Source organism: Salinisphaera sp. (genome assembly GCF_035690525.1).
Lineage (GTDB): Bacteria > Pseudomonadota > Gammaproteobacteria > Nevskiales > Salinisphaeraceae > Salinisphaera.
Genome location: NZ_DASSKM010000071.1, coordinates 1 through 21,794 on the forward strand (window position 1 = coordinate 1; position 21,794 = coordinate 21,794).

General features: G+C 64.3%; 17 protein-coding genes and 2 pseudogenes. 4 read left to right on the plus strand and 15 right to left on the minus strand.

Translation table 11 applies throughout. The features are described 5' to 3' along the window. The 5 genes from VFJ08_RS05410 to radC form a co-directional block, all read right to left on the minus strand. On the minus strand, positions 1-423 hold a 423-nt coding region (locus VFJ08_RS05410; protein ID WP_324995952.1), incomplete at its 3' end, for an ABC transporter permease. Beyond that, positions 420-1,364, minus strand: coding sequence for an ABC transporter ATP-binding protein (locus tag VFJ08_RS05415; RefSeq protein ID WP_324995954.1), 945 nt, complete (start codon positions 1,362-1,364; stop codon positions 420-422). The genes VFJ08_RS05410 and VFJ08_RS05415, both read right to left, overlap by 4 nt. 163 nt (positions 1,365-1,527) lie before the next feature. Beyond that, a complete protein-coding gene (gene rpmG / locus VFJ08_RS05420; protein ID WP_324995956.1) occupies positions 1,528-1,683 on the minus strand; it encodes a 50S ribosomal protein L33 in 156 nt (51 codons plus the stop codon). Further along, positions 1,683-1,919, minus strand: a complete 237-nt coding sequence (gene rpmB, locus VFJ08_RS05425) for a 50S ribosomal protein L28 (protein ID WP_324995958.1) — start codon at positions 1,917-1,919, stop codon at positions 1,683-1,685. Before rpmB ends, rpmG begins: the two co-directional genes overlap by 1 nt. A 170-nt stretch (positions 1,920-2,089) precedes the next feature. Further along, complete coding sequence (radC, locus tag VFJ08_RS05430; protein WP_324995960.1) at positions 2,090-2,764, minus strand: RadC family protein; 675 nt, start codon at positions 2,762-2,764, stop codon at positions 2,090-2,092. Between the two features lie 72 nt (positions 2,765-2,836). Between radC and coaBC the strand changes: the two genes are divergently transcribed. The 4 genes from coaBC (at position 2,837) to VFJ08_RS05450 (ending at position 9,280) form a co-directional block, all read left to right on the plus strand. Next, positions 2,837-4,030: a bifunctional phosphopantothenoylcysteine decarboxylase/phosphopantothenate--cysteine ligase CoaBC gene (gene coaBC, locus VFJ08_RS05435; protein ID WP_324995962.1), complete on the plus strand. Its 1,194-nt coding sequence runs from the start codon at positions 2,837-2,839 to the stop codon at positions 4,028-4,030. A 42-nt stretch (positions 4,031-4,072) separates the two neighbouring features. Then, on the plus strand, positions 4,073-4,528 hold the full coding sequence (gene dut / locus VFJ08_RS05440; protein ID WP_324995964.1) for a dUTP diphosphatase: 456 nt from the start codon (positions 4,073-4,075) through the stop codon (positions 4,526-4,528). A gap of 43 nt (positions 4,529-4,571) precedes the next feature. Beyond that, entirely contained in the window at positions 4,572-5,486 is a 915-nt protein-coding gene (gene argB / locus VFJ08_RS05445) for an acetylglutamate kinase (protein ID WP_324995982.1), read from the plus strand. Positions 5,487-5,749: 263 nt separating this feature from the next. Further along, positions 5,750-9,280 (plus strand): SNF2-related protein, encoded by a 3,531-nt coding sequence (locus tag VFJ08_RS05450; protein WP_324995966.1) that lies wholly within the window; start codon positions 5,750-5,752, stop codon positions 9,278-9,280. A gap of 57 nt (positions 9,281-9,337) precedes the next feature. On the opposite strand, the gene VFJ08_RS05455 is transcribed toward VFJ08_RS05450, so the two are convergent. The 10 genes and pseudogenes from VFJ08_RS05455 to VFJ08_RS15715 form a co-directional block, all read right to left on the minus strand. Beyond that, entirely contained in the window at positions 9,338-10,582 is a 1,245-nt protein-coding gene (locus tag VFJ08_RS05455; RefSeq protein ID WP_324995968.1) for a DUF3322 domain-containing protein, read from the minus strand. After that, positions 10,575-13,964, minus strand: a complete 3,390-nt coding sequence (locus tag VFJ08_RS05460; RefSeq protein ID WP_324995970.1) for an ATP-binding protein — start codon at positions 13,962-13,964, stop codon at positions 10,575-10,577. The genes VFJ08_RS05455 and VFJ08_RS05460 overlap by 8 nt, the downstream gene beginning before the upstream one ends. A gap of 3 nt (positions 13,965-13,967) precedes the next feature. Further along, positions 13,968-14,636 carry a DUF4194 domain-containing protein gene (locus VFJ08_RS05465; RefSeq protein ID WP_324995972.1) on the minus strand — a complete coding sequence of 223 codons (669 nt, stop codon included), beginning with the start codon at positions 14,634-14,636 and terminating at the stop codon, positions 13,968-13,970. A 21-nt stretch (positions 14,637-14,657) separates the two neighbouring features. Further along, the gene (locus VFJ08_RS05470; RefSeq protein ID WP_324995974.1) at positions 14,658-16,103 is read right to left on the minus strand and encodes a DUF3375 domain-containing protein; all 1,446 of its coding nucleotides are present in this window, start codon (positions 16,101-16,103) and stop codon (positions 14,658-14,660) included. A gap of 129 nt (positions 16,104-16,232) precedes the next feature. Beyond that, a complete protein-coding gene (locus tag VFJ08_RS05475; protein ID WP_324995976.1) occupies positions 16,233-18,317 on the minus strand; it encodes a 3'-5' exonuclease in 2,085 nt (694 codons plus the stop codon). A gap of 9 nt (positions 18,318-18,326) precedes the next feature. Beyond that, positions 18,327-18,710 (minus strand): type II toxin-antitoxin system VapC family toxin, encoded by a 384-nt coding sequence (locus VFJ08_RS05480; protein ID WP_324995978.1) that lies wholly within the window; start codon positions 18,708-18,710, stop codon positions 18,327-18,329. Continuing rightward, entirely contained in the window at positions 18,707-18,982 is a 276-nt protein-coding gene (locus VFJ08_RS05485; protein WP_324995980.1) for a ribbon-helix-helix protein, CopG family, read from the minus strand. The genes VFJ08_RS05480 and VFJ08_RS05485 overlap by 4 nt, the downstream gene beginning before the upstream one ends. A 71-nt stretch (positions 18,983-19,053) precedes the next feature. Continuing rightward, positions 19,054-19,374 (minus strand): annotated as a pseudogene (locus tag VFJ08_RS15850) (site-specific DNA-methyltransferase); the annotation flags it as partial. Positions 19,375-19,384: 10 nt separating this feature from the next. After that, positions 19,385-19,753 (minus strand): four helix bundle protein, encoded by a 369-nt coding sequence (locus VFJ08_RS05490; RefSeq protein ID WP_324995984.1) that lies wholly within the window; start codon positions 19,751-19,753, stop codon positions 19,385-19,387. Between the two features lie 40 nt (positions 19,754-19,793). Further along, positions 19,794-21,794 (minus strand): annotated as a pseudogene (locus VFJ08_RS15715) (site-specific DNA-methyltransferase); the annotation flags it as partial.

Genomic DNA, 21,794 nt, shown 5'->3' on the forward strand with positions numbered 1-21,794 from the left:
GCCCCAGTCGAGCGGCGTGAAAGCGCTCAACGTGGCCGGCAGGGCCCCGATCAGGGCCCAACTCAGCGTGAGATAGATCATCACGCCGGCAAATTTGCCGAGCACCAGTTCGGTGGCCGAGGCGGGCGCGGCCAGCAGCAGTTCCAGGGTGCCGGTCTTTCGTTCCTCAGCGAAGGCGCGCATGGTCAGCAGCGGCACCACCAGCAGCAGGATGAGGGTCGCGAACCGGAACATGCCGGCGCCGACCATTTCCGATACGCCGTCGTAGGCATTCAAATGCCGGGGATTGAGCGAGATATCGGTCAGCGACATCATGAACAACACGCCAACCAGAAGCTGGGTGAAACCGAGCAGCACCCAGGCCAGCGGCGAGGCGAACAGCCGCGCGGTCTCGTGACGGGCGATGGCCGGCGCCGCGCTCATGTGCGCGGTCTTTTCGCGTCGTCGCCGGCGCCGATCACGCGCATGAAGCGTTCCTCGAGGCTGGTCGGCCGGGCCGCCAGCGTATGCAGGCCCCAACCGTGGGCGACCGCGTGCCCGGCCAGGGCAGTGCGGATATCACGGCCGGCTTGCGGACGGATCAGCCACTGCCCTCGGCCGGTCTCGCGGACCTCGGCGACATCGGGCAAGGCGGAGAGAGTAGCCGTGTCCGGCCCGTGGGCGAGGCCGATTTCCAGCCAGTTCGCGTGCCGGGTCAGCTCTTCGCGGCTGGCCTGAAACACCAGCCGCCCGCGATCCACGATCACGACATGCGAGGCCACGGCCTGGATCTCGCCGAGGATATGGCTGGAAATGATGACGCTGTGCTCGCGCGCCAGCCGGCCGATCAACTCGCGCACGCCGATCAACTGCGACGGGTCGAGCCCGGCGGTCGGCTCGTCGAGGATCAGCACATCGGGTCGATGCACGATCGCCTGGGCCAGCCCGACGCGCTGGGCATAACCCTTGGACAGCGCGCCGATCAGGCGCCGCCCGACCTCGGTCAGACCGCAATCGGCCTTGGCGGCATTTATCGCCGCCGCGCGCCGGGCGCGCGAAGTGCCGCGCAGGCGCGCCGCGAAAGCAAGATATTCGTCGACCGTGAGCTCCGGGTAGACCGGTGGGCGTTCGGGCAAGTAGCCGAGATGACGCTTGGCCGCGCGCGGGCGCTCGACTAGGTCGATGCCGGCGATGGCCAGGCGGCCCGCGCTCGGCGCCAGGGTGCCGGCGAGCATGCGAAGTATGGTGGTCTTGCCGGCCCCGTTCGGCCCGAGCACGCCCAGCACGTGGCCGGCGCCGAGCCGCAGATCGACGTCGGCGACGACGCGCCTGCCGCCGTAATCGCGCGCCAGCCCCTGCGCGGCCAGCAGCCAATCGCTTTCCATGACCCCTCTCGAACCCACGGGCCGGCCCCTTGTCCGCCCGGCCCTCGACCATAGAGCGCCAGTTTAACCAAGGACCGGGCGACGGGCCGTTACGCCGGCCACAAAAAAGCCGGCGCGTGCCGGCTTATTCGTGACGCAATCGCGATTGCATTCTCAACCGCGGTTACTTGATCTTGGCTTCCTTGAAGGTCACGTGCTTGCGCGCCTTCGGGTCGTATTTCTTCATCTCGAGCTTGTCGGGGCTGTTCCGTTTGTTCTTGTACGTGGTGTAGAAGAACCCGGTGTCCGCGGTCGAGACCATGCGAATCTTTTCGCGCATTAGACTTTCTCCCCGCGCTTGCGCATCGCGGCAAGCACGCTGTCGATGCCTTGACGGTCGATGATGCGCATGCCCTTGGACGAGACCCGCAGGCGCACATAGCGCTGCTCGGCCTCGACCCAAAACCGGTGCCAGTGCAGGTTGGGCACAAAGCGCCGCTTGGTCTTGTTGTGGGCGTGCGAGACGTTATAACCGGTAATCGGCCTTTTGCCGGTCACCTGACAAATCTGGGACATGCGAAAACTCCTGATCGCGCGCTTGTTCGGCGTCGGCGAGCCGCGTATTTAACCATTAACGCGTTCGCGGTACAACCGCCGTTCGTGGTTTTCTCTTGCTTAAGCCGTGAACGCTTTGTCCGGACGGGACGTTTCTGCGCGCAACGACATTGTCGCTAATTTTGTGCATGTCACATCATGCCGCGCTCCGCCAGGCTCGTCGTCGCTTCGCGGGCGACAATCACGTGGTCCAGCACTCGAATATCCACCAGCGCGAGGGCGTCGACCAGGCGCCGCGTGATGTCGCGATCCGCCGCGCTCGGCTCGGCCACGCCCGAGGGATGATTGTGCGCCAGGATGACCGCCGCGGCATTGTGCGCCAATGCGGTTTTGACCACCTCGCGCGGGTAGACGGGCGCGCCGTCGATGGTGCCGCGGAACAACTCCTCGAAGGCGAGCACCCGGTTGCGGTTGTCGAGAAACAGGCAGGCGAAGATTTCGTGTTCGACGCGCGCCAGCCGTAGCGCGAGGTAGGCGCGTGTGGCCGACGGATCGCTCAACGCATCGCGCTCGCGTACGGTCTCGCCGGCGTGGCGCCGCGCCATCTCCAGAACCGCCTGTAGCTGCGCGTATTTGGCTTCGCCGAGGCCGCGCCCGGCGGTGAACCGCGCCCGGTCGGCGGACAGCAGGGCGTCGAGGCTGCCGTAGTCGGTCAAAAGCCGTCGCGCCAGATCGACCGCGCTCATGCCGGCGACGCCGGTACGCAGGAATATCGCCAGCAGCTCGGCGTCCGACAACGCGCCCGCGCCGCGCGCCAGCAGCTTCTCGCGCGGCCGTTCGGTGGCCGGCCAGTCCGTGATTCGCATCTATTTCCCCCCGTGAAGCGGTGTTCGGCCCACGCCTCATCGAGCGCGGACTTCCCGGGTACAATAGAACGCATGCAAGCGCTGGCCCAACGTCGCGTGCTGCTCGGGGTGACCGGCAGCATCGCCGCCTACAAGAGCCCGATCCTCGTGCGCCGCCTGATCGAGGCCGGCGCGGACGTGCAGGTCGTGATGACCGACGCCGCGAAACGATTCGTCACCGCGATGACGCTGGCCACGGTTTCCGGGCGCCCGGTGCGCGACGATCTCTGGGACGAATCCGCCGAGCTGTCGATGGGGCATATCGAGTTGGCGCGCTGGGCCGATCTGGTGCTCGTCGCGCCGGCCAGCGCGGATACGCTCGCACGACTGGCCGCCGGGCGCGCCGACGATCTGTTGTCCACGCTGTGTCTGGCGACGCGCGCCGAGATCGCGGTCGCGCCGGCGATGAATCAAGTGATGTGGGCGCATCCGGCCACACGCGCGAATATGGCGGCGTTGAGCGCGCGCGGCGTGGTCTGCATCGGCCCGGAAACCGGTGAACTCGCCGAGCGCGAGACCGGCGCCGGGCGCATGGCCGAGCCGGAAGCCATCCGCGATGCGCTTGCCGCCCGCTACGCCGATCACGGTGTTCTGGCGGGCCGGCGGGTCGTGGTCACCGCCGGGCCGACCCGGGAAGCGCTCGATCCGGTGCGCTATTTGACCAACCGCTCGTCGGGGCGCATGGGCTACGCGCTGGCGGCGGCGTGCGTGGCGGCGGGTGCGAAAGTTACGCTCGTTTCCGGGCCGACCACGCTGGAGGCGCCCGCGGGCGTGAAGCGGGTCGCGATCGAATCCGCCGGCGAAATGTTCGATGCCGTGATGACGGCGATGCCGGGCGCCGATGTTTTCATCGGCGCCGCCGCGGTCGCCGACTATCGCCCGGCCGAGGCGGCGGCCGACAAGATCAAGAAATCCGACGGCGAGGCCAGCCTGCGCCTGGCGCGCACGAAGGACATCATCGCCGAGGTCGCCGGCGCGTATCCCGATGTGTTCACGCTCGGCTTCGCCGCCGAAACCACGAACTTGGAAGCGGCCGCCCGCGACAAGCGCAAGCGCAAGGGGCTCTCGATGATCGCGGCCAATCGGGTCGGGCCGGACAAGGCTTTCGGCCGTGACGACAACGAACTGCTGGTGATCTGGGACGACGGCGAAAAGCCTCTGGCCCGTGCCGCCAAGGCCGATCTGGCCCGCGATCTCGTTGCCCTGATCGGCGAGCGTCTGACCTGATATTCCCAAAATCACACTGGCTCAAACGACTCTGAATGGCCGATGACGCAACTGCAGATGAAACGCCTCGACGACCGCCTCGGTCGCGATTTTCCCATGCCCCGGCGCGCCACCGCCGGTTCGGCCGGCATCGATCTGCGGGCGATGATCGATACGCCGCTGTCGCTGGCGCCCGGCGCCTGCGAATTGCTGGCCACCGGGCTCGCGATTCATATCGCCGATCCGGGCCTCGCCGGCCTGATCCTGCCGCGCTCCGGGCTCGGGCATAAACACGGTATCGTGCTCGGCAACGGCACCGGCCTGATCGACTCGGACTATCAGGGCGAACTCAAGGTTTCGGTCTGGAACCGGGCCGACGTCGCCTACGCCATCGAACCCGGCGAGCGCATCGCCCAGCTCGTGCTGATCCCGGTGGTCGCCGCCGACCTCGCGCTGGTCGACGAGTTCGATACCAGCGCGCGCGGGATCGGCGGTTTCGGCTCGACCGGCGTGGCTTGAATCACGGCGGACGAGGCAACGGCCCATGGAGCACAACAGACGCATGTCCCTGAACCCCGAAGCCGCCGCGCGCGTCGCCCGCGTGCTCGGCGAAGCACTGCCCTATATCCGCCGTTTCGCCGGCAAGACCGTGGTCGTCAAGTATGGCGGCAACGCCATGATCGACCCGGATCTCAAATCCGGTTTCGCCCGCGATATCGCGCTGATGAAGCTGGTGGGCTTCAACCCGGTGGTCGTACACGGCGGCGGCCCGCAGATCGGCAAAGTGCTGGAGCGTGTCGGCAAGCAAACCGAGTTCATCAAGGGCATGCGCGTGACCGACGAAGAAACCATGGACGTGGTCGAAATGGTGCTCGGCGGGCTGGTCAACAAGGAGATCGTCAATCTCATCAACCAGCACGGCGGGCGCGCGGTGGGCCTGACCGGCAAGGACGGCAACCTGATCTCGGCGCGTAAGCTGGCGCTGGTCGAGGACGAGACCGATCTGGGCTTGGTCGGCGAGGTCGCCGAGATCGACCCTCATATCGTCGAGCGTCTGGAAGCCGACGACTTCATCCCGGTGATCGCGCCGATCGGCGTCGGCGCCGACGGGCGTAGCTACAACATCAACGCCGATCTGGTGGCCGGCCGGATCGCTTCAGTGCTGGGCGCCGAAAAGCTCATGCTGCTGACCAACACGCCCGGCGTGCTCGACGCCGACGGCAATCTGTTGACCGGCCTCACGCCCGATCAGGTGCGTGAGCTGATCGAGACGCAAGTCATCCACGGCGGCATGCTGCCCAAAATCGAATGCGCACTGGACGCCGTGGCCTCCGGCGTGCGCGCCGCGCATATCGTCGACGGGCGTGTGGAGAACGCGGTGCTGCTGGAGCTGTTTACCGATGCCGGCGTGGGTACGCTGATTCGCCGTACCGATGATGACGCCAAGCCGGCCGCGAACAATCCGGAGCCGGCGTAGCGGTCGGAAAAGACTGTTTCCCACCGGCTACGGCAGCGACAACACCATCTTCTACAAGGAGACTGGCGATTCAAGATATTGAAATCGTAAGAATCCTGCAGTTGAGAGCGGCTTCGATACCCCAATTTAATACGGAGCGCATCGCATGAGTTCATCCATCTTGGCGACGACTCGGGTATTACCCTGAAGCGACAGGAATAATCGCTCCCCGTACTGACGGGCCGGCTCTGAGCGGCCGGCCCATGACCGCAGGCTGATCGCACATGGCCGATTTCGGACGCACATGGTGGGGCCGGCAGTGGCTGGCCGCTTTTGACGGCATCGACGAGGCCAATCGGCTGCCGCGCGGGCGGCGCTATGCGAACAACGGTTCGGTGCGCGCCATCGATATCGGCGATGCGGCCGTTACGGCCCGGGTTTTGGGTAGCCGTCCACAGCCGTATCAGGTCGAGGTGGCTCTGCCGGCGTTTTCGAAAACCGATCAGGACGTAATCCTGGCGACGGTGGAAAACAGCCCGGTGCTGTTGTCGCGCCTGCTGGGGCGTCAGTTACCGCCTCACGTGCAAAAGCTGCTCGAAGAGCGCAGTATCCGGCTGTTTCCGCGTTCCTGGCGCGATATCAAGGCGCGCTGTTCCTGTCCCGACGAGGCGCTGCCCTGCAAGCATATTGCGGCGGTGATCTATCTGCTGGCCAGCGAGATCGACAAGAATCCGTTCATCGTGTTCGCGCTCCACGGCATGGATTTGGCCGCCGCGCTGGAGGCGCGCGCGGGCGTGGCTCTCGCCTCGCTGGGCACGCTGCCCGTGCTGTCACAAGCTTGGTCGGACGAACCACAGATCGCGAGCTTCGAGCCGCCGACGAGCGAGGTATTCGCCGATATCGATCTGTCGCGGGTGCCGGCGGTCGAATCACGGATTTTCACCATTTTGTCGGTGCAGCCGCTGTTCCACGGCAAGGATTTTCACCAGATATTGGCGACGCAGTACAAGCGCGCGCGTCGGGCCGTCCGCGCTTTCGACCGGGACGCCGAAGCCGACGGAGCCGAGGTCGAGCCGTTGGAGCGGCTGTCCGCGATCATCGACGACGGCGGCGCGCTCATCGAGATGCGCGCCGACGACAAGCCGCTGTTCAAGGCGGTCCACAGGAAACGCGCGGCCGATCCGTTCGAAAATTTCTTGGGCCAACTGCATGCTTTGCCCGCCGAGCGCGAGCCGCGATTGGCGCACTCTGTTTTTCTCTGGCGCACGCTGCTGCGCTTCGCGCTCAAGCTGATCGAGCAGGGCGCCTATGTGCCGTGGGTGGGCGCGAACAGCCAGGATCGGACGCTTGTCGTCTGGCATCCGGCGCGGCTGTCCGCACCGGTCGACGAGTTGTTCGAGCGGTTGTGCGCGCTGTGCCCGCCGGATCTGGTACGACTGGAAATCAAACACGGGCGCCGGCGCGTGCATTATTACGCCGATGCGCCGACCCAGCTTCTGGCCGCGCTGCATCTGCTGCTGGGTTTTTTCGTGCGCCGGGGCTTCGAGAGCACCGCCGAGGCGCGCGCCGACGATCCGGTCAAACGGTTGTTCTTCACCGGTCAGCCGGTGCGATTCGACCCGTTCGAAACCAGCGATACGCCGCAGCTCATCAATCATTGGCTGCGCCGGCTGACCCTGGGCGAGCGTGCGCACCGGCTGCATCTGAGGGTCGATGAGCGCGGCGACGACGAACTGGGCGTGGCGCTGACCGTCGAGGGCGACGGCGGCTTTGCCGGCATATCCGACTGGCTCGCCCAAGCCGGCGGCGGCCAGGCCAAGGCGGCGGTGCTCGCCGATCTGGCGGTGCTCGCGGATTATTTCCCGGATGTCGAACGATTGTACGAATCCGAAGGCAGGCCGGACGACAGCGACGACGCGCTGGTTTATTCTCTGAGCGAGTTCACCCCGATCCTGCGCGAGGTGCTGCCGGCGTTGCGCATGCTGGGCATCGGCGTGATCCTACCCAAGGCGCTGCGCAATCTGACCCGCCCGCAGGCGAGCCTGTCGCTGTCCAGCTCGGATGCCGAGGCGTCGGTGAGCTATCTCAATCTCGACCGATTGCTGGATTTCGACTGGCAGGTTGCGGTGGGCGACCGGCGCGTCTCCGTCGATGAATTTCGGCGGCTGGTGGAAAACGCCTCCGGGCTGGTGCGGCTATTCGACCGGTACGTCATGGTCGACGAGCGCGAGGTTTCCCAATTGCTGGACACGCTCGAAACGCCACCGGCCGAGCTGTCGCGCGCGGAGCTGCTCCAGGCGGGGCTGGCCGGCGAACTCGACGGCGCCGAAGTCGTAGCGCAGGACGATGCCCGGGAGTTGTTCGATCAGTTGATCCGGCCCGAGTCGCCGCCGCCGGTGCCCGACGCGCTCGAAGCCCAACTACGCCCGTACCAAAAACGCGGCTACGAGTGGCTGGCTCAGAACGCCCGGCTGGGCTTCGGCTCGCTGCTGGCCGACGACATGGGCCTGGGTAAAACGCTGCAAGTGATCGCGCTTCTACTCCATCTCAAGGAGACCGGAAGATTGGACAAGTCGAAAGCGCTGGTGGTGGTGCCGACCTCGCTTTTGACCAACTGGCGCCACGAGATCGAGCGCTTTGCGCCGACGCTGGCGGTCCGGATTTTCCACGGCCCGGGTCGAAAGTTAGCACTCGACGAACACGACGTGGTGCTGACCAGTTACGGCCTAGTGCGCAGCGACGCCAAAACGTTGGCCAAACCGCGCTGGGCGGTCATCGCCATCGACGAGGCCCAGAACATCAAAAATCCGGCGGCCGCTCAGACGAAAGCGATCAAGCGCTTGAAAGCCGGTATCAAGGTCGGCCTGTCCGGTACGCCGGTGGAAAACCGGCTGCGCGAATACTGGAGCGTATTCGATTTCATCAATCCGAAATACCTGCGCAGCCAGAAGCATTTTGCGCAAGGCTTCGCCAACCCGATCGAGCGCGACCGCGATCAGGTCGCGCTGAACAAATTTCGCGACATCACGGCGCCTTTCATCCTCCGGCGACTGAAATCGGACAAGCGGATCATCGCCGACCTGCCCGACAAGATCGAGTCCAACCGCTATTGCACGCTTTCCCCGAAACAGGCCTCACTGTATCAGACCACTGTGGACACGATCATGAAGGATCTGGCCCGCAGCGAGGAGGACATCGAACGGCGCGGCATTATCTTCAAACTGCTCAACGCGCTCAAACAAATCTGTAACAGCCCGGCGCAATTCCAGAAGCACGAGCGCGCCGATATTGATGAGTCCGGCAAGCTGGCCGCGTTTATCGACGTGATGCGCGAAGTCGAGGCCGCGGGCGAAAAAGCCTTGATCTTCACCCAGTATACGGAGATGGGCGAGCTGCTCGTCACGGCCCTGCGCGACGAATTGGGCCTGGAGGTTCCCTTCCTGCACGGCGGTCTCACCCGTAAGCAGCGCGACGTCATGGTGGCCTCTTTTCAGCAAGACCACGGCGCCCGCGCCCTGGTGGCCTCGCTCAAGGCCGGCGGCACCGGCTTGAACCTGACCGCCGCCAGCCAAGTCATCCACTACGACCTGTGGTGGAACCCGGCCGTCGAGGCACAGGCCACCGACCGCGCCTACCGCATCGGCCAGAATCGCAACGTCGTCGTGCATCGCCTGATTACCGAAAACACTTTTGAAGAACGCATCGACGAAATGATCCAGTCCAAGAAAGAACTCGCCGATCTGACCGTGGCCAGCGGCGAGCAGTGGATCAGTGAACTGTCAGACAGCGAGCTACGCGATCTGGTGACACTTTGATGGGGCGCGCGGCGCTCGTTCAACACGATTCTGTCGTGGGACTTTGACCGGATCGTGCTAATGATCCGCCGCAAGGCCGGGGCGATGCGCCAGTTCGCGAAGGCGTGCCTCGACCCAGCCGAAACCGATGTGCTCTTGTTCCAGTCGAAGATTGTCGGCGAGCGCGTTGTCTCTAAGGGTTTCGAACAGTTCTTGTTCTGCCATCGTCAGCCGCGTCAGCGTACCGGTAAAGCGTTGCTTCGCCGACTCGTTGCCGGCCAGATGTAGATAGGCATCAAAGGTCGCGCGATCCATGAGCAGCGACTCTGCGTGCGGCAGATAACGCCGTAGGCGATCGAGCATGGCAAAGCCGTGGGTATCGAGATCGCCCCAGTAGTAGACGGCGACGCGGTGCAGCCAGGCAATATCGGCGAGCGCGTCCAGCGCATAGCCGAGACCGAATATGACGAGCGCGCGCTCGACGGGCGGAAAAGCCAGACCGTTGATTTCGTTTTCGGTGATGAACACGGTCTCGACCGTCGGCGTGCGCCGGTCCAGTGTCAGCCCGGCGAATTCGGCTGCCGGCACGGCCAGATCGGTCAGCCCGGCGATGGCGAGCTGAGAATCCAGCAGCCGAAAACGCAGCCGCGGTGGCTTTCCGCGCAGGCCGTAGCGGGCGTCGAAGCCGGCCGCGCCGGTATGCTGCGCGTCGATCGCCGCCGCCGGTAGCGTCAGATCCAGCAACTCGCCGATCACGCGCCGGCGGGTTTCGATAAACTTGGTGTCCACGCCGGCGATATCGAGCTGGCGGCGATAGCAGCCGGGGCGCGGATGCGCTACGAACCAGTCGACGAGCGTAAGCAATCGCGGCCAGTCGTCGGCGTGTTCGAGCGCGGTGAGTGGCCGCCGGGCGAGCCAGTCCAGCAGCGTCGGTTGGTTTTCTCGTGTTTGCTCGATAATCGAATCGAAGCGCGCGGCGTCGCGGCTGCGGCCGATGAGTTTCAGCCCGTCCTCGGCGGTGGCCACGCTGGCGCCGGTGGGCACGTCGTTGGCGCCGTGCACGCGGTTGCGAACGCTTTGCCAGGTCAGGGTGTAGCCAAAACCGCGGGCCTCGGCACTGGCCTGCCGCAGCGCGTCGATCCAGGCACGCACGGCGTCGAAGTGTCGGGCGATATCGCCGCCGCTCGGGTTTTTCAAGCGCAGCGCCAGCGGGAATAGCGACTCGCCAGTCACGCGCGCGGCCAACAATTCGCCGCGTGCCCAGCGGCGCTCGAGCTGGGCGCGCAGATCGGCCGGCGTGGTCCAGGGTGGCGGGTCAGCCATCGATAGTCGAAGGCGAAATGGCCTCGCGGGCGCTCTTTTCGGCGCGATATTCCTCGATCGACAGGTTGCGCACTTGCGAATGCGCGCCGTCGGGCGCGGCCACGAAGCCGACGCTGGCCACGAACGGTTCGATGATATGGATCTTCTGCAGCGGGGTGACGATCAGCAACTGCAGGTTGAGCCGCTCGAACAGCGACAGGCCGAAGCGCGCCGATTCGTCCGAGCCGCGGCCGAACGCCTCGTCGATCACCACGAAGCGAAACGTGCGCGAGCGGCGCTGGCCGGCTTCCAGGCCGAACTGATAGGCCAGGCTCGCCGCGAGCACGGTATAGGCCAGTTTTTCCTTCTGACCGCCGGACTTGCCGGCCGAATCGCTGTAGTGCTCGTGCTCGGCATCGTCCTCGCGCCAGCGTTCGGCGGCGGAAAACACGAAGCCGTTGCGTACATCCGTGACCTTGCGCCGCCAGCGCCGGTCGAGCTCGGCGGTGCCTTCCCGCCCGCGCAGGCGGGCGATGATCTGGCGTACTTGTTCGAACTTGGTTTCCGAGTAGGCTGCGTTTTCACCGCCGGCGAGCGTGCCCTCGGTGGTCGCGCGCAGATCGCGGATGAAATCCCGGATCTCGGGATCGCTGGTCGTGTCGGCCAGCAGGGCGATATAACGGCCCGGGTTGAAGTCGATATCGCGCAGAGATTTATTGATGATGTCGATGCGCTCGCGAATACGCTCGCGCGCCTGGTTGAGATAGGCCTGGAAGCCGGCGACCTCGCGAATGGTGTTTTCGTTGAGCAACTGCTTGAAGCGGGCCTCGAAGCGCGGCAGGTCGTCGGCGGTCAGTCGTTCCAGCAGATCGGCGTATTCGCCGGCCGCTTCGACGTGGGCATCGAACTCCCGGGTCTCCAACGGCCAACGGGTGCGAAACTCGGTCATCGCGCGCACGATGGCATCGGCCAGGCGCTTGACGCGCTTGTCTTCGCGATCCATTTCGGCCTGCAGCCATTGCCGCATCCGGGTCTGGTTGTTGTCGCAGGATTCAACCGTGATCTGGATTTCGCCCAATGCCTGTGCGCGCAGTTCTTCCAGGCGCGGGAAGATGTCGTCGCGCTCGGTTGCGCTGGCCTGGTCGTACGCGGATTGTGCCTCTGTGCGCAGACGCGCGGCCACGTCGCGCCGTTCTTCGAGCTTCGCGTACTCGGCGCGCGCGGCTTCGAGCGACTGCTCGGTTTGGCCGCGCGCCGTCTCGAGTTCGGCCAACTGCGCGCGCAGCGTCCGCAGGGTATCGGAGGCGGCCTCCAGTGCGTTCTTTTCGTCTTCCAGGCGGCTGATCTCGGCCACCATGCTCTGCCAGTCCAGCTCGGCAAAATCTGCGTAGACCGCGAGCTGGCCGAGCCGCTCGACGCGCTGATTCTGGTCGCGGATCCGGGTCTGCAAATCGGCAATTTTCCGCCCGTCCCCGGCCATGTGGGTTTCCAGATCGGCGGCCTGTTGTTCGAGTGCGGCGATCTTGGCCTCGTTGGACCAGCCGAGGATATAACGCGAGCGATCGGTGATGGCGTGGCGGTCATCTTTTTCGTGCCGGCCGCCGGCGGTCTTGATCTGGCCGGCGCGGGTCAGTGCTTTCGGCTCGCGCCGAAAACGGGCCATATCGGCGCAGCAGGCGTAGTCGAAGCGCCGCGCCAGTTCGGCTTCCAGCCAGGCGTAGAACGCCGAATCCGGCTTGACCGCCAGCTTGCGCACCAGCGAATCGGGGCCGATATCGACCGTGTCCGCCGCGCGTGTTTCACGCACGCGATAATAGACCAGCCGGCCGCGCAGATGGGTGCGCTCGACCCAGTCAGCCACGCGCGCGTAGTGCGCGTCGGCGACCAGCAGCGACAGGCCGAAATTATGCAGCAGGCGTTCGGCCGCGCCTTCCCAGTCGCGCTCGTCCTCGCGGACCTGGATCAACTCGCCGGCGAACGGCACCTCGTCGGGCGCCAGATCGAGATCGGCGCACAGCCGGTCGCGCAGCGCCAGAACCGCGGCCGGTAGATTGGAGCGGCGCTGGCGCAGCGACGCCAGCTCGGTGTCCAGCTCGTCGTGTTGGTCCTTGAGGCCACGAAACGCGATTTCGGCGTCGACGTGTTCGTTTTGAAGCGCACTACGGCGGTTTTCGGCCGTCTCCTGCGCCTGGCTTAGCGCGCGCCGGTTGTCGTCGAAGCGCTCGGCGTTGTCGGCGGGTGCAAAATCCAATTTCCGTGCCAGCGCGTTATAACTCTCGGCGCGCTTCTGGCGGTTGGCCTGTTCGCGCTTCTGTTCTTCGATCTGGCGCGCAAGCCGTTCGATGCGCTCGCCGCCGTGCGCGGCGATGGCGTTTCTGAGATCGTCGCGGGTGTCGGCCTGCGCGCGCTGCTTGGCACGAAGATTGTCGATCCGCCGTTCGGTTCGGGCGCCTTCGGTATCCAGCCGCTCGATGCGCGCGCCCAGCAAACCGGCCTTGATGCCGGCAAACCAGGGGGCGAGCGCCTCGCGGGCGGCGCGCCAGGCCTCGATCTGCCGGTTGAGTTCGGTCCATTGCCGGCTGTCGGCCACCAGCGGTTCGAGCGCCTCGATTTGGCGGCGGGCGTTGACCACCGCGTCGTGGGCGCGGTTGAGATCGTCGAAATGCGCGATCAGGTCGTCGATGCGGGCGTCCACCGGTGCGGCTTCCAGCATGTGCGTGCGCACGAACTCGGTCAGGTTACCCACCGACTTCATCGACACGGTCTGGGCGAACAGTTCCAGGGCCTGTTCGTTGTCCAGCCCGAAGCGACGCCGGAACGCCGCGCCGTAGGGCGGAAAATTGTCGTGGATTTCCACGCCCGGTGTGGCCCGCAGGCGTTTTTTGAGCTGGTTCAGGTCGGGGCCGAAATCGGCGAAGTGTTCGGTGATGGTCAGCGCGGTATCGGCCACGATATAAAACCGCTGCGGCTGACCCTGGTCCTTGATCCAGAATACCTGCGCCAGCGTCACGTCCTGATCGAAGCCGGCGTTGCGAAACTGGCTTAAAATCACGGAGTAGCTATTGTGATCGCGCAGCGCCACCGGGCGCGCGCCGGCCGCGGATTCGTTGCGCTCGGATTTGTAATAGCCGAGCACATAGGAGCGCAGCGAACGCTCCTTGTTTTCGGCGCCGGCGGCCTTGTTGTAGGTAATGCGCTGGGCCGGCACGAGCAGGGTGGTGACCGCGTCGACCAGGGTCGATTTACCGGAGCCGATATCGCCGGTCAGCAGGCTGTTGTCGCCGTCCGGTGCGATGCGCCAGACCCGGTCGTGGAACGTGCCCCAGTTGTAGAGTTCGACGGCCTGCAGACGGAATCCGGCCCGGGCCTCGTCGGCGGCAAAATCCAGCGACAACGACGACACGGCTCAGCCGTCCTCGCTGCGTGAGGCGGTCGATGCCTCGGGATCGATGTACGCTCGATACTCGGCCAACCGGGCCTCCAGCTCGTTCAGCCACTGGGCGTCGACGAACGCCTTGATGATGCGCTGGACCTCGAAGCGCGTGCTGGCGCCGTCACCTGATGCGCGCAGCCGGCGTAGCATCCCGAGCTCGACCGCCTTGTTGATATGCGTATCGATCCGGTCGAGCAATCGGGCCTCGTTGGCCGCGTCGGGCAGGAACACGCGCAGGGCGTCCACGATCTGTTCGCGGGTGACGATTAGTCTTGGTTCGCCGCTGGTTGCATCGTGTTCGGCCAGTTTCTTGCGCAGCAAGGCCAGCAGCAGGCTGACCGGATATGAAAGCTGGCGGCGCGAGATCAGCCGCGGCAGGTCGGTTTCAGCGTTTTCATCGGCCGGGCGCTGGGCCAGATAGGCATGGCCTTCGGCCTCGTCGATCATCAACTCGAGATTCAGCACGGCCACGTAATCGCGCACGCGCGGCGCTAGATCGAGCAGCGTCTGCCAGTCACGCGGGGCGGCGTCGCGGTGGAGCACGCCGCGGCACAACGATATCACCACCGGCGACAGGCCGTCGGCCGGCAAGGGAGCGTCGGCATCGGCCGGCGAGGGCGACAAGTCAGTGGACGAACTCATGGCCTCGAGCATAAAGGCGTGTCACGCTCGCGAAAAGATCACCCGCGGCATGGTCGCGCGGCGCGGGCCGCGTTCGGCGTCGATCCAGCGGATTTCGTCGCGTATGGATTCGTCGACCACGGCGGGTTCGCTGGCCTCGTCGGCCAGCGTGAGATAGCTCACCAGTTCCGCCACGCCCTGGGTCAGCGGATGGGTGTCGATGACGCGGGCGAGCGTGGCCGGCGAGCCGCGGTTGAGGGTGTCGCGGATATGCCCGCGCACACGCTCGCGGTCGACGGCGAACTGATCGAACAGGGCGTTCGCGTCGATGTCTTCATCGCCTTCGACCAAAACCTGGTCACGGATATCGGGTTTGATCGGCGGGGTGAACAGCGGCCGTTCCATGGGCAGATCGAAACTCGGCGCCGGCGCGTCCAGTTCGCCGAAGATACCGGCCAGTGGCTGTTCGCGTACCGCGATCGCGTGGTGCTCGATCTGCTTGATCAACTCCATGATGCGCCGGTTTTCCAGCCGCGCCTGATCGTCGAGATAGCGGCGCAACTGCTGCGACAGCAGGGCGACCGTGCGCTGGGTGGTCTCGCCGGCAGCCAGCCAGTCGTAGTGAATGCGCCGGTTCGCGGCATCCGGTGCCAGTTCGGCGACGTGGGGCAGTTCCATGGCGGCCGATAGCAGTTCGGTGAGCTCGTCCTGGCTGGCCGGCGACATGATGAAATCCCAGAACGCGCGAAAACTGCGCCCCTGGTCGGAATCGGCGATCGCATCGTGCTCGCCGAGGATATCGCCGATCAGCGCGCCGCGGCCGCCCTCCCAGGTTGCGATGCGCTCGCGCACTGCGCGATCCAGGTCGCGGAAGTTCTGTTCGACCTGGCGGAAATCGGCCAGCAGCGCGCGGGCGGTACCGGTGGCTTCCAGAAAACGCTCGCGCTGGCGGGTGGCGTCCATCAGCTCGATATCGCCGCGCCCCACGCGCTCGATTTCGGCGTCGATGGCCGCGCGCTGGCGTTTCAGTTCGGCGATACGCCGTTCGGGATCGGTTTCGGCACCGTGGACCAGCTCGCGCAGCAGATCGAAGACCGTGCGCAGTCGCGATTCGGCGCCCACGAACTGCGCGCGGTATTCCAGCGAGGTGGCCCACTGGACGGCTTTTTCCGTCGCCGGCATCAGATCGAAGTGCGGCTCGTCTGTATCCGGCGGATAATAACGGCGCAGCCACGGCCGCTCGTCGGCGCTCCAGTCGACCAGGTAGTCCAGGCTGGCTTTGGGAAAGATGATCTCGCCCGCGGCGTCGTGAATGGCAAACAGATAGTCGTCGAGCGCGGCGGCCAGATCGGCCTCGCCGATGGCGCGCGCGTTGGGCGCGATGAAGGCGCGGTGTAAAAACCCGATGATCAGCGGCGCGCTGTCGGCGGCCAGCAGCCGCCACGCCGGATGCTGGCGGCGCAGGTATTGGATCTGGTCGAAGTCCATCAAGCTTCAGTCGCGATCGCGAAGTCCAAATCAGGGCGCAGCAAGATCGACCGAGATGACGGAAACGATCTTGCCTGGCCGTTTGCAGGAGTGCGGTCGATCAGCCTTTTGCGCACGCCATGTGTGAATTCAGGTACGCCGATCGATATCTTCGAGAAACTCAGAAACCGGCGCAACACCGCTGATAAAGAGTTCGTCGCGAGCACGTGTCATCGCGACGTAAAGCAGATGGCGCTCGGTGGCGTAGATTTCTTCCAGCGCGGCGGCGTCGCCGGCCGCGGCCAAACGTGGCTGCGATGGAATCACCTCGTCGTCGCAGGCCATGATGGCCAGAGCGCGAAACTCCAGTCCCTTGGCCCGATGCATGGTGCCAAGTGCGACCGCATCACTCGGCACGGCCAGTGCTTGGTCGAGTATTGCAGGTTTGAGTCCGGCGGCCTCGATAGCCGCACGGCCGCGCTCGATTTCGGCCTCCGAGCGAACGATGACCGCGATCTCTCCAGTCTGCTCGGTATCCGCGGCGCGATCGCGCAGCCAATTCGCGACGAACGCGGCTTCCTCGGCCGGCTCGTCGAACGACTTCAGCATAGGCGTCGGCCCTTCGAATAACGAAATGGTGCCGGCGCGGCTCTCGCAGTTACCGTCCACGTCGGCCATCTCCGGATCGAGCAGGCGATCGGCGCTCGCGCGTATCTGCTGCGAAGTGCGATAGTTGATCTTGAGCGTGGTCGAGCGTCCGCGGATCGCGACGCCCAGCGACGCCCACGAGAACGGAGTCTGGAAGATGCGCTGGCCGAGATCGCCCGCGAAGAAGAGACTGTTCGAAGCGTCGGGCGCCATTGCGGCCAGAAATCGCAGTTGCGGTATCGAAATGTCCTGGGCTTCGTCCACGACGATGTGGTCATAGAGCGGGTGACGGCGTTCTGCCAGTTGTACCGAGAGGCGGGCATAAAGCATTGCCAGGGTCGTCAGTCCGCGCTGGCGCAGCGTCTCGCGTGCATTTTCGAATACGGCCCATAGCTCTTGTCGCCCGGATTCCGGTAGGCGCGTCTGGCGACCACGGCGTTGGACGCCGCGATAGTCCTCCCAACTTGTCAGTTGCCAGGCGTCGACTACGTCGCGCCATTCGGTTGCGAGAAAATGATGTGAATACCGATCCGCGCCGCGCGCGTCGGCAGCGCGCGTCAAGGCTTCGCTTATCGTGTCCGCATCGGCGATCAACGACGGACCGACGTGTTTTTCATAGAGTGCGTGCGCGATCGTGTCGATAGCCGCGACGTCGACGCGCTCGGCAAGCCGCGGTTGGTGAGCAAGCAAACGACGCAGCTTGGCCCGTAGCGCGTTGGCCAACGTATCGTTGAACGTGGTGAGCAGTATGCGCGCGTCTTCGCTCTGTCTGGCCAGAAAGACCGCGCGATGTAGGGCGACGACCGTCTTGCCGGTGCCAGCGGAGCCGGAAACTCGTGCTGGGCCGTTAAAGACGCGCTCGACCAGCGTTTTCTGGGCAGGGTGCAGGAATATCGTCCATTTGTCCCAGGGATAATCCAGTGCAGCCGCCAGCTCGTCGCGGCCGCTAACCGTGCGGAATCGCCGCTGCGCGTCGGGGTGTTCGAAGGGGTCCGCCGCGGCTTCTGCCGCGACGTCTGGAGGAGTCGGCGTGCCGCCCGTCGCCAATTCGATCAGCGCTTCGGACGCTTCTGCCGGCAGATGATCGATGAGTTGAAACAGGCCGCCTTCGTCGCGAATCGCACGAACGCCGGCCAGCCAGTCGGTCGGCACACCGTAGGCCAGCAGATCGTCGTCGGCGACCGCTGAGAATAGCGGTGCTCGCGCCCCCAACTGTTCTTCGGCCTGCACATAGTTGGGCACGACAACGTCTGCAGTCGTCTCGCGCAGTTCGACGATCTGTGCCGCGCCGGTATTCGGATGCGTCTCGATCCGGCGGCGCTCGGCCCACGCATACGCCTTGTCGTGGTGATCGACGTAACAGAGCAACAAACTAGAGGCCGTCTTGTGTACGATCAGTCGAATATCGCGGCTGGCGCGCACCGACCAGAAGTGGTCGTCGCGCGACCGGTCGATGCGGTGCAGCTGCATGCCCGGATTCGCCGGGTCGAGCTGCATCTCGAAAGCGGTGTCCTTGGCGGCTTTCTGTGCCTGACCGTCCAGCTTGCGCAGGCTCGCGGTGAAGGTGTCGGCGATGCGGAATTGCATGTCGAGCTCTCAGATCATCGCCGGCATCAGCCGCAATCCGTTTCCAACAAAGGGCTTGAAGTCGTCGGCATTCAACGTCACCAGTTCTGCGCCCGCGCGGATGGCACTGGACGCGATCAATGCGTCCGTTTTGAATCTGCGGCTGCGTCCGGCGTCGTTATACAGCCGCGCCGCCAATTCCGCGTCTGCCTCCGAAATCTCTTGAATACCGCCCTGCAGAAAGGCGCGGGCCATTTCTGCCTCGTCACCGTCCAGCGGCCCGACAAGGTACTCATACCAGACAACCGCGCATACAGAAGCGGCTTCCCCGTTGACCACCCGCATGACCATCGGCGTTTTCTGGGCCACCCATTGTGGTAACGCGATCAGCGCATTGGTATCGAGATGAATCACTCGCCTTTTACCAATCTGCTCTCGTCGTCAGCGTGACGCCACTCACGCAGGTCTCGAATCCGTCGCTCGGTCTCCTCCGGGCTGCGGGGCAGTGGCCCCTCGCTGTACCGGACCAATACATCGGCTGGCGTCAATTTTCGCTGCGCCTGCTCCGCAACAGTCCGGATCGAGCGCCGGATAACTTCGGCCTGCGAAACATGCCAGTCCCGGGCCAACTGCTTGATGCGTTGGTCGGTTTGTTCATCCAGCGCATAGGTTGCACGTATCGACATGCGGCCCATTACTACCACCGTTATGGTATTTAATTATGGCATTTTAGCACGTATCGGGGGCGGAGCATCACTCACACGCGAAACACCTTCATCACTTCATCGCCCAGATGATTGATGACTTTAACCGCAATCCGCCCCGAACTCGGCTTGTCGAACGCGCGGGAGGTGTCGCTGTAGAGCGTGTCCCAGGCGTCTTCGTTGATTTCGGCCTTGAGCGTGGTCTTGAGGGATTTGTACGGGTCGGCCGCACCCAGGAAGTAGGCCTGCCGTACGAAAAACGATTCGCTGTTGTAGTCGGTGTCGATGAACCAGCAGGCGATGCCCTCGGGGCCGTCGGCGCGGACTTCGCCGGTGTTGGGGTGGAATACGTCGACGCCGTGGATGCGCACTTGCGCATAGTGATTAGTGGCGAGTGGATAGTGACCGCATCAAGGCGTTTAGCATCTTGTTGATCTCGACGCAGGCGCTCAACGAGCTCTCGGAATCCTTCTTGCTGAGATATCCCAGCCTCTCGGACAAGTTCAGGAAGGTTTCCAATTCGGCTAGAGACCCGCGCGCAATCCCAAGCGAGGCCAGAAACTCGCCCGTGGTTCGCCTGGCCTGACCCTCCGCGATGTTCGCTGGAATCGATGCGCAGGCCCGCCGCATCTGCGATGTAATCCCAAATTTCTCCTCGGACGGAAAGCCGCGCGTAAGTTCGTAAATGCTCAGGGTCAAGTCCATTGATTTCTGCCAGACCATCAGTTCCCGATAGGAGCTTAAAGATTTCATAAGGCGCAACCCGTCGACCGCCGCTATCCACCAACCACTCTTCACTCGCCACTGTAATATCCGGCTCGCCGAAGATGACGAACAGGTTGCCGCCGCCGGTGTTCTTGAGATCCGTGGCCATATGCAGATCGGCGTTCATGCGGGCTTTTAATACCGGCATTCGGCCGAGTTTTTCCAGCTCGGTGGTGTGGGCGGCGTAGTTGAAGGCACAGCAGATGAGCACGTCGAAGTCGGCCTCGGCGGCCTCGCGCGCGGCGTCCACCAGATCGGCGCGGGAGATGGTACCGAACTCGGGGCCGATGAAGATGGCGGCGCGCCGCTCGTTGTTCGAGGCGCTACCCGTGTCGTTTTCGCCTTCGGTATAGCGGCCCTCGGCGCAGACCAGATCGCCGGGCCAGGGCGTAAGCGCGGTGAAGACAATGGCCCCGTCCTTGTGGGCCTGCTGCACGCCGGCGGTGCGCAGATTATCCAGAATCATGGCGACGAAATCCTGCGGGTCGTTGGCCGCGCTGCCGTCGCGGATGTCTTTCCGGTCGGCGGGGTCGATCGGCTCGCCGTTTTCGTCCACGCCCAGCGTGCGGTGCGGCGAGATGGATTCCACCGTGAACGGCCCGGCCACGCGAACCTTCTTTTTATCCTGGTAGGGCTTGTCGTAGAGATATTCCGAATCCGCCCGGGCGGCGATGGATGCGTCGATTTCCTGCTGGCGGGCGATGCGCTGGTCCCAGAAATCGCTGGCCAGCGACCGGGCGGGCGCCGGCCAGTCCGCCGGCGGCTCGCGCGGGATTTCCCATTCCTGGATGGCGTCGGGCACCTCGGCGGTGTAGTGCTGTTTGTCCCGATACTCGGCCAGCCAGCCGTCGGGCAGTTCGACGGTGAGTTGTTCGCGCAGCGGCGCCAGTTTGGCTTCGGCCTGTTCCCAGATCACGTCGATCTCGGCGTTGTTGGCGATGGATTTCAGCGTGATATGCGGCACGCGCTCGTAGACGAAGCCCTGGCGGATATCGCCGCGAGTGGGCGCGGTCGACGGCGCGGTGCGGGTGACTTCGGCTTCCTTGGCTTGGCCTTCCGGCGAGTCGGCGAGCAGATAATACGGATAGCGCGCGCCCATGATGCGGGCGCGGGCCAGCGCGAGCGCCACGCGCGAGGTGTCGATGGTGATCCAGCGGCGGCCCCATTGCTCGGCGACTGTGGCCGTGGTGCCGCTGCCGCAGGTGGGGTCGAGTACGAGGTCGCCGGGGTCGGTACTCATGAGCAAACAGCGCTCAACTGCGGATAAGGCTGTTTGTACGACAAAAATCTTGCCACCGCCAAATTGATTTTGACCGAGTGTATCTGTCCAAATGTCTGCAAGCTCGTAGGCTGGGTAATCATCCAGAAATCGGATATAACCCAAGCTTCCGCTCGATGATGCTTCGACCCTACGAGCCGATAGCAATCTTGAGAAACCACTTTCGTTTGTTTTCCAGCGGACAGTATTTGAAGGATGACGTACCTTTCCGTCCAACGCGACCCCAAACCAAGATGCTGCGCCTTCGCCCTTTTCACGACCGATACTCTGGCTTGTCAGATTATCTCGGAAGTATATTTTGCTCCCAGAGGGCAGTGATTTTGGATCTGCCATTTCCTCCTTTCTCAAAGGACGACGGGACAGATTCGCAAGTTGAACATTTTTGTAACCGCTGCCGCCTTTTTTACCGGGCTGTTTTGCTATCAAATACTTTCTGTACTTAACTCTTTGAGAATCTTTTGCGTACCAAAGGATGTAATCGAAGGTCGGCCCTAGAAAATCGCCTGTGGAGCCGGACGTTTTAGAGAAGACGATTGTGCTTACACAGTTTTCTGCGCCGAAAACTTCGTCTAGTAACGAGCGAATTCGATGAACGTTCTCATCGCCAATCTGCACGAAGATGGAGCCGGATTCGGTGAGCAAATCCCGCGCCACGGTCAGCCGGTCGCGCAGGTAGGTGAGATAGGAATGGATGCCATCGCGCCAGGTGTCGCGGAAGGCCTTGACCTGCTCGGGCTCGCGGGTGATGTG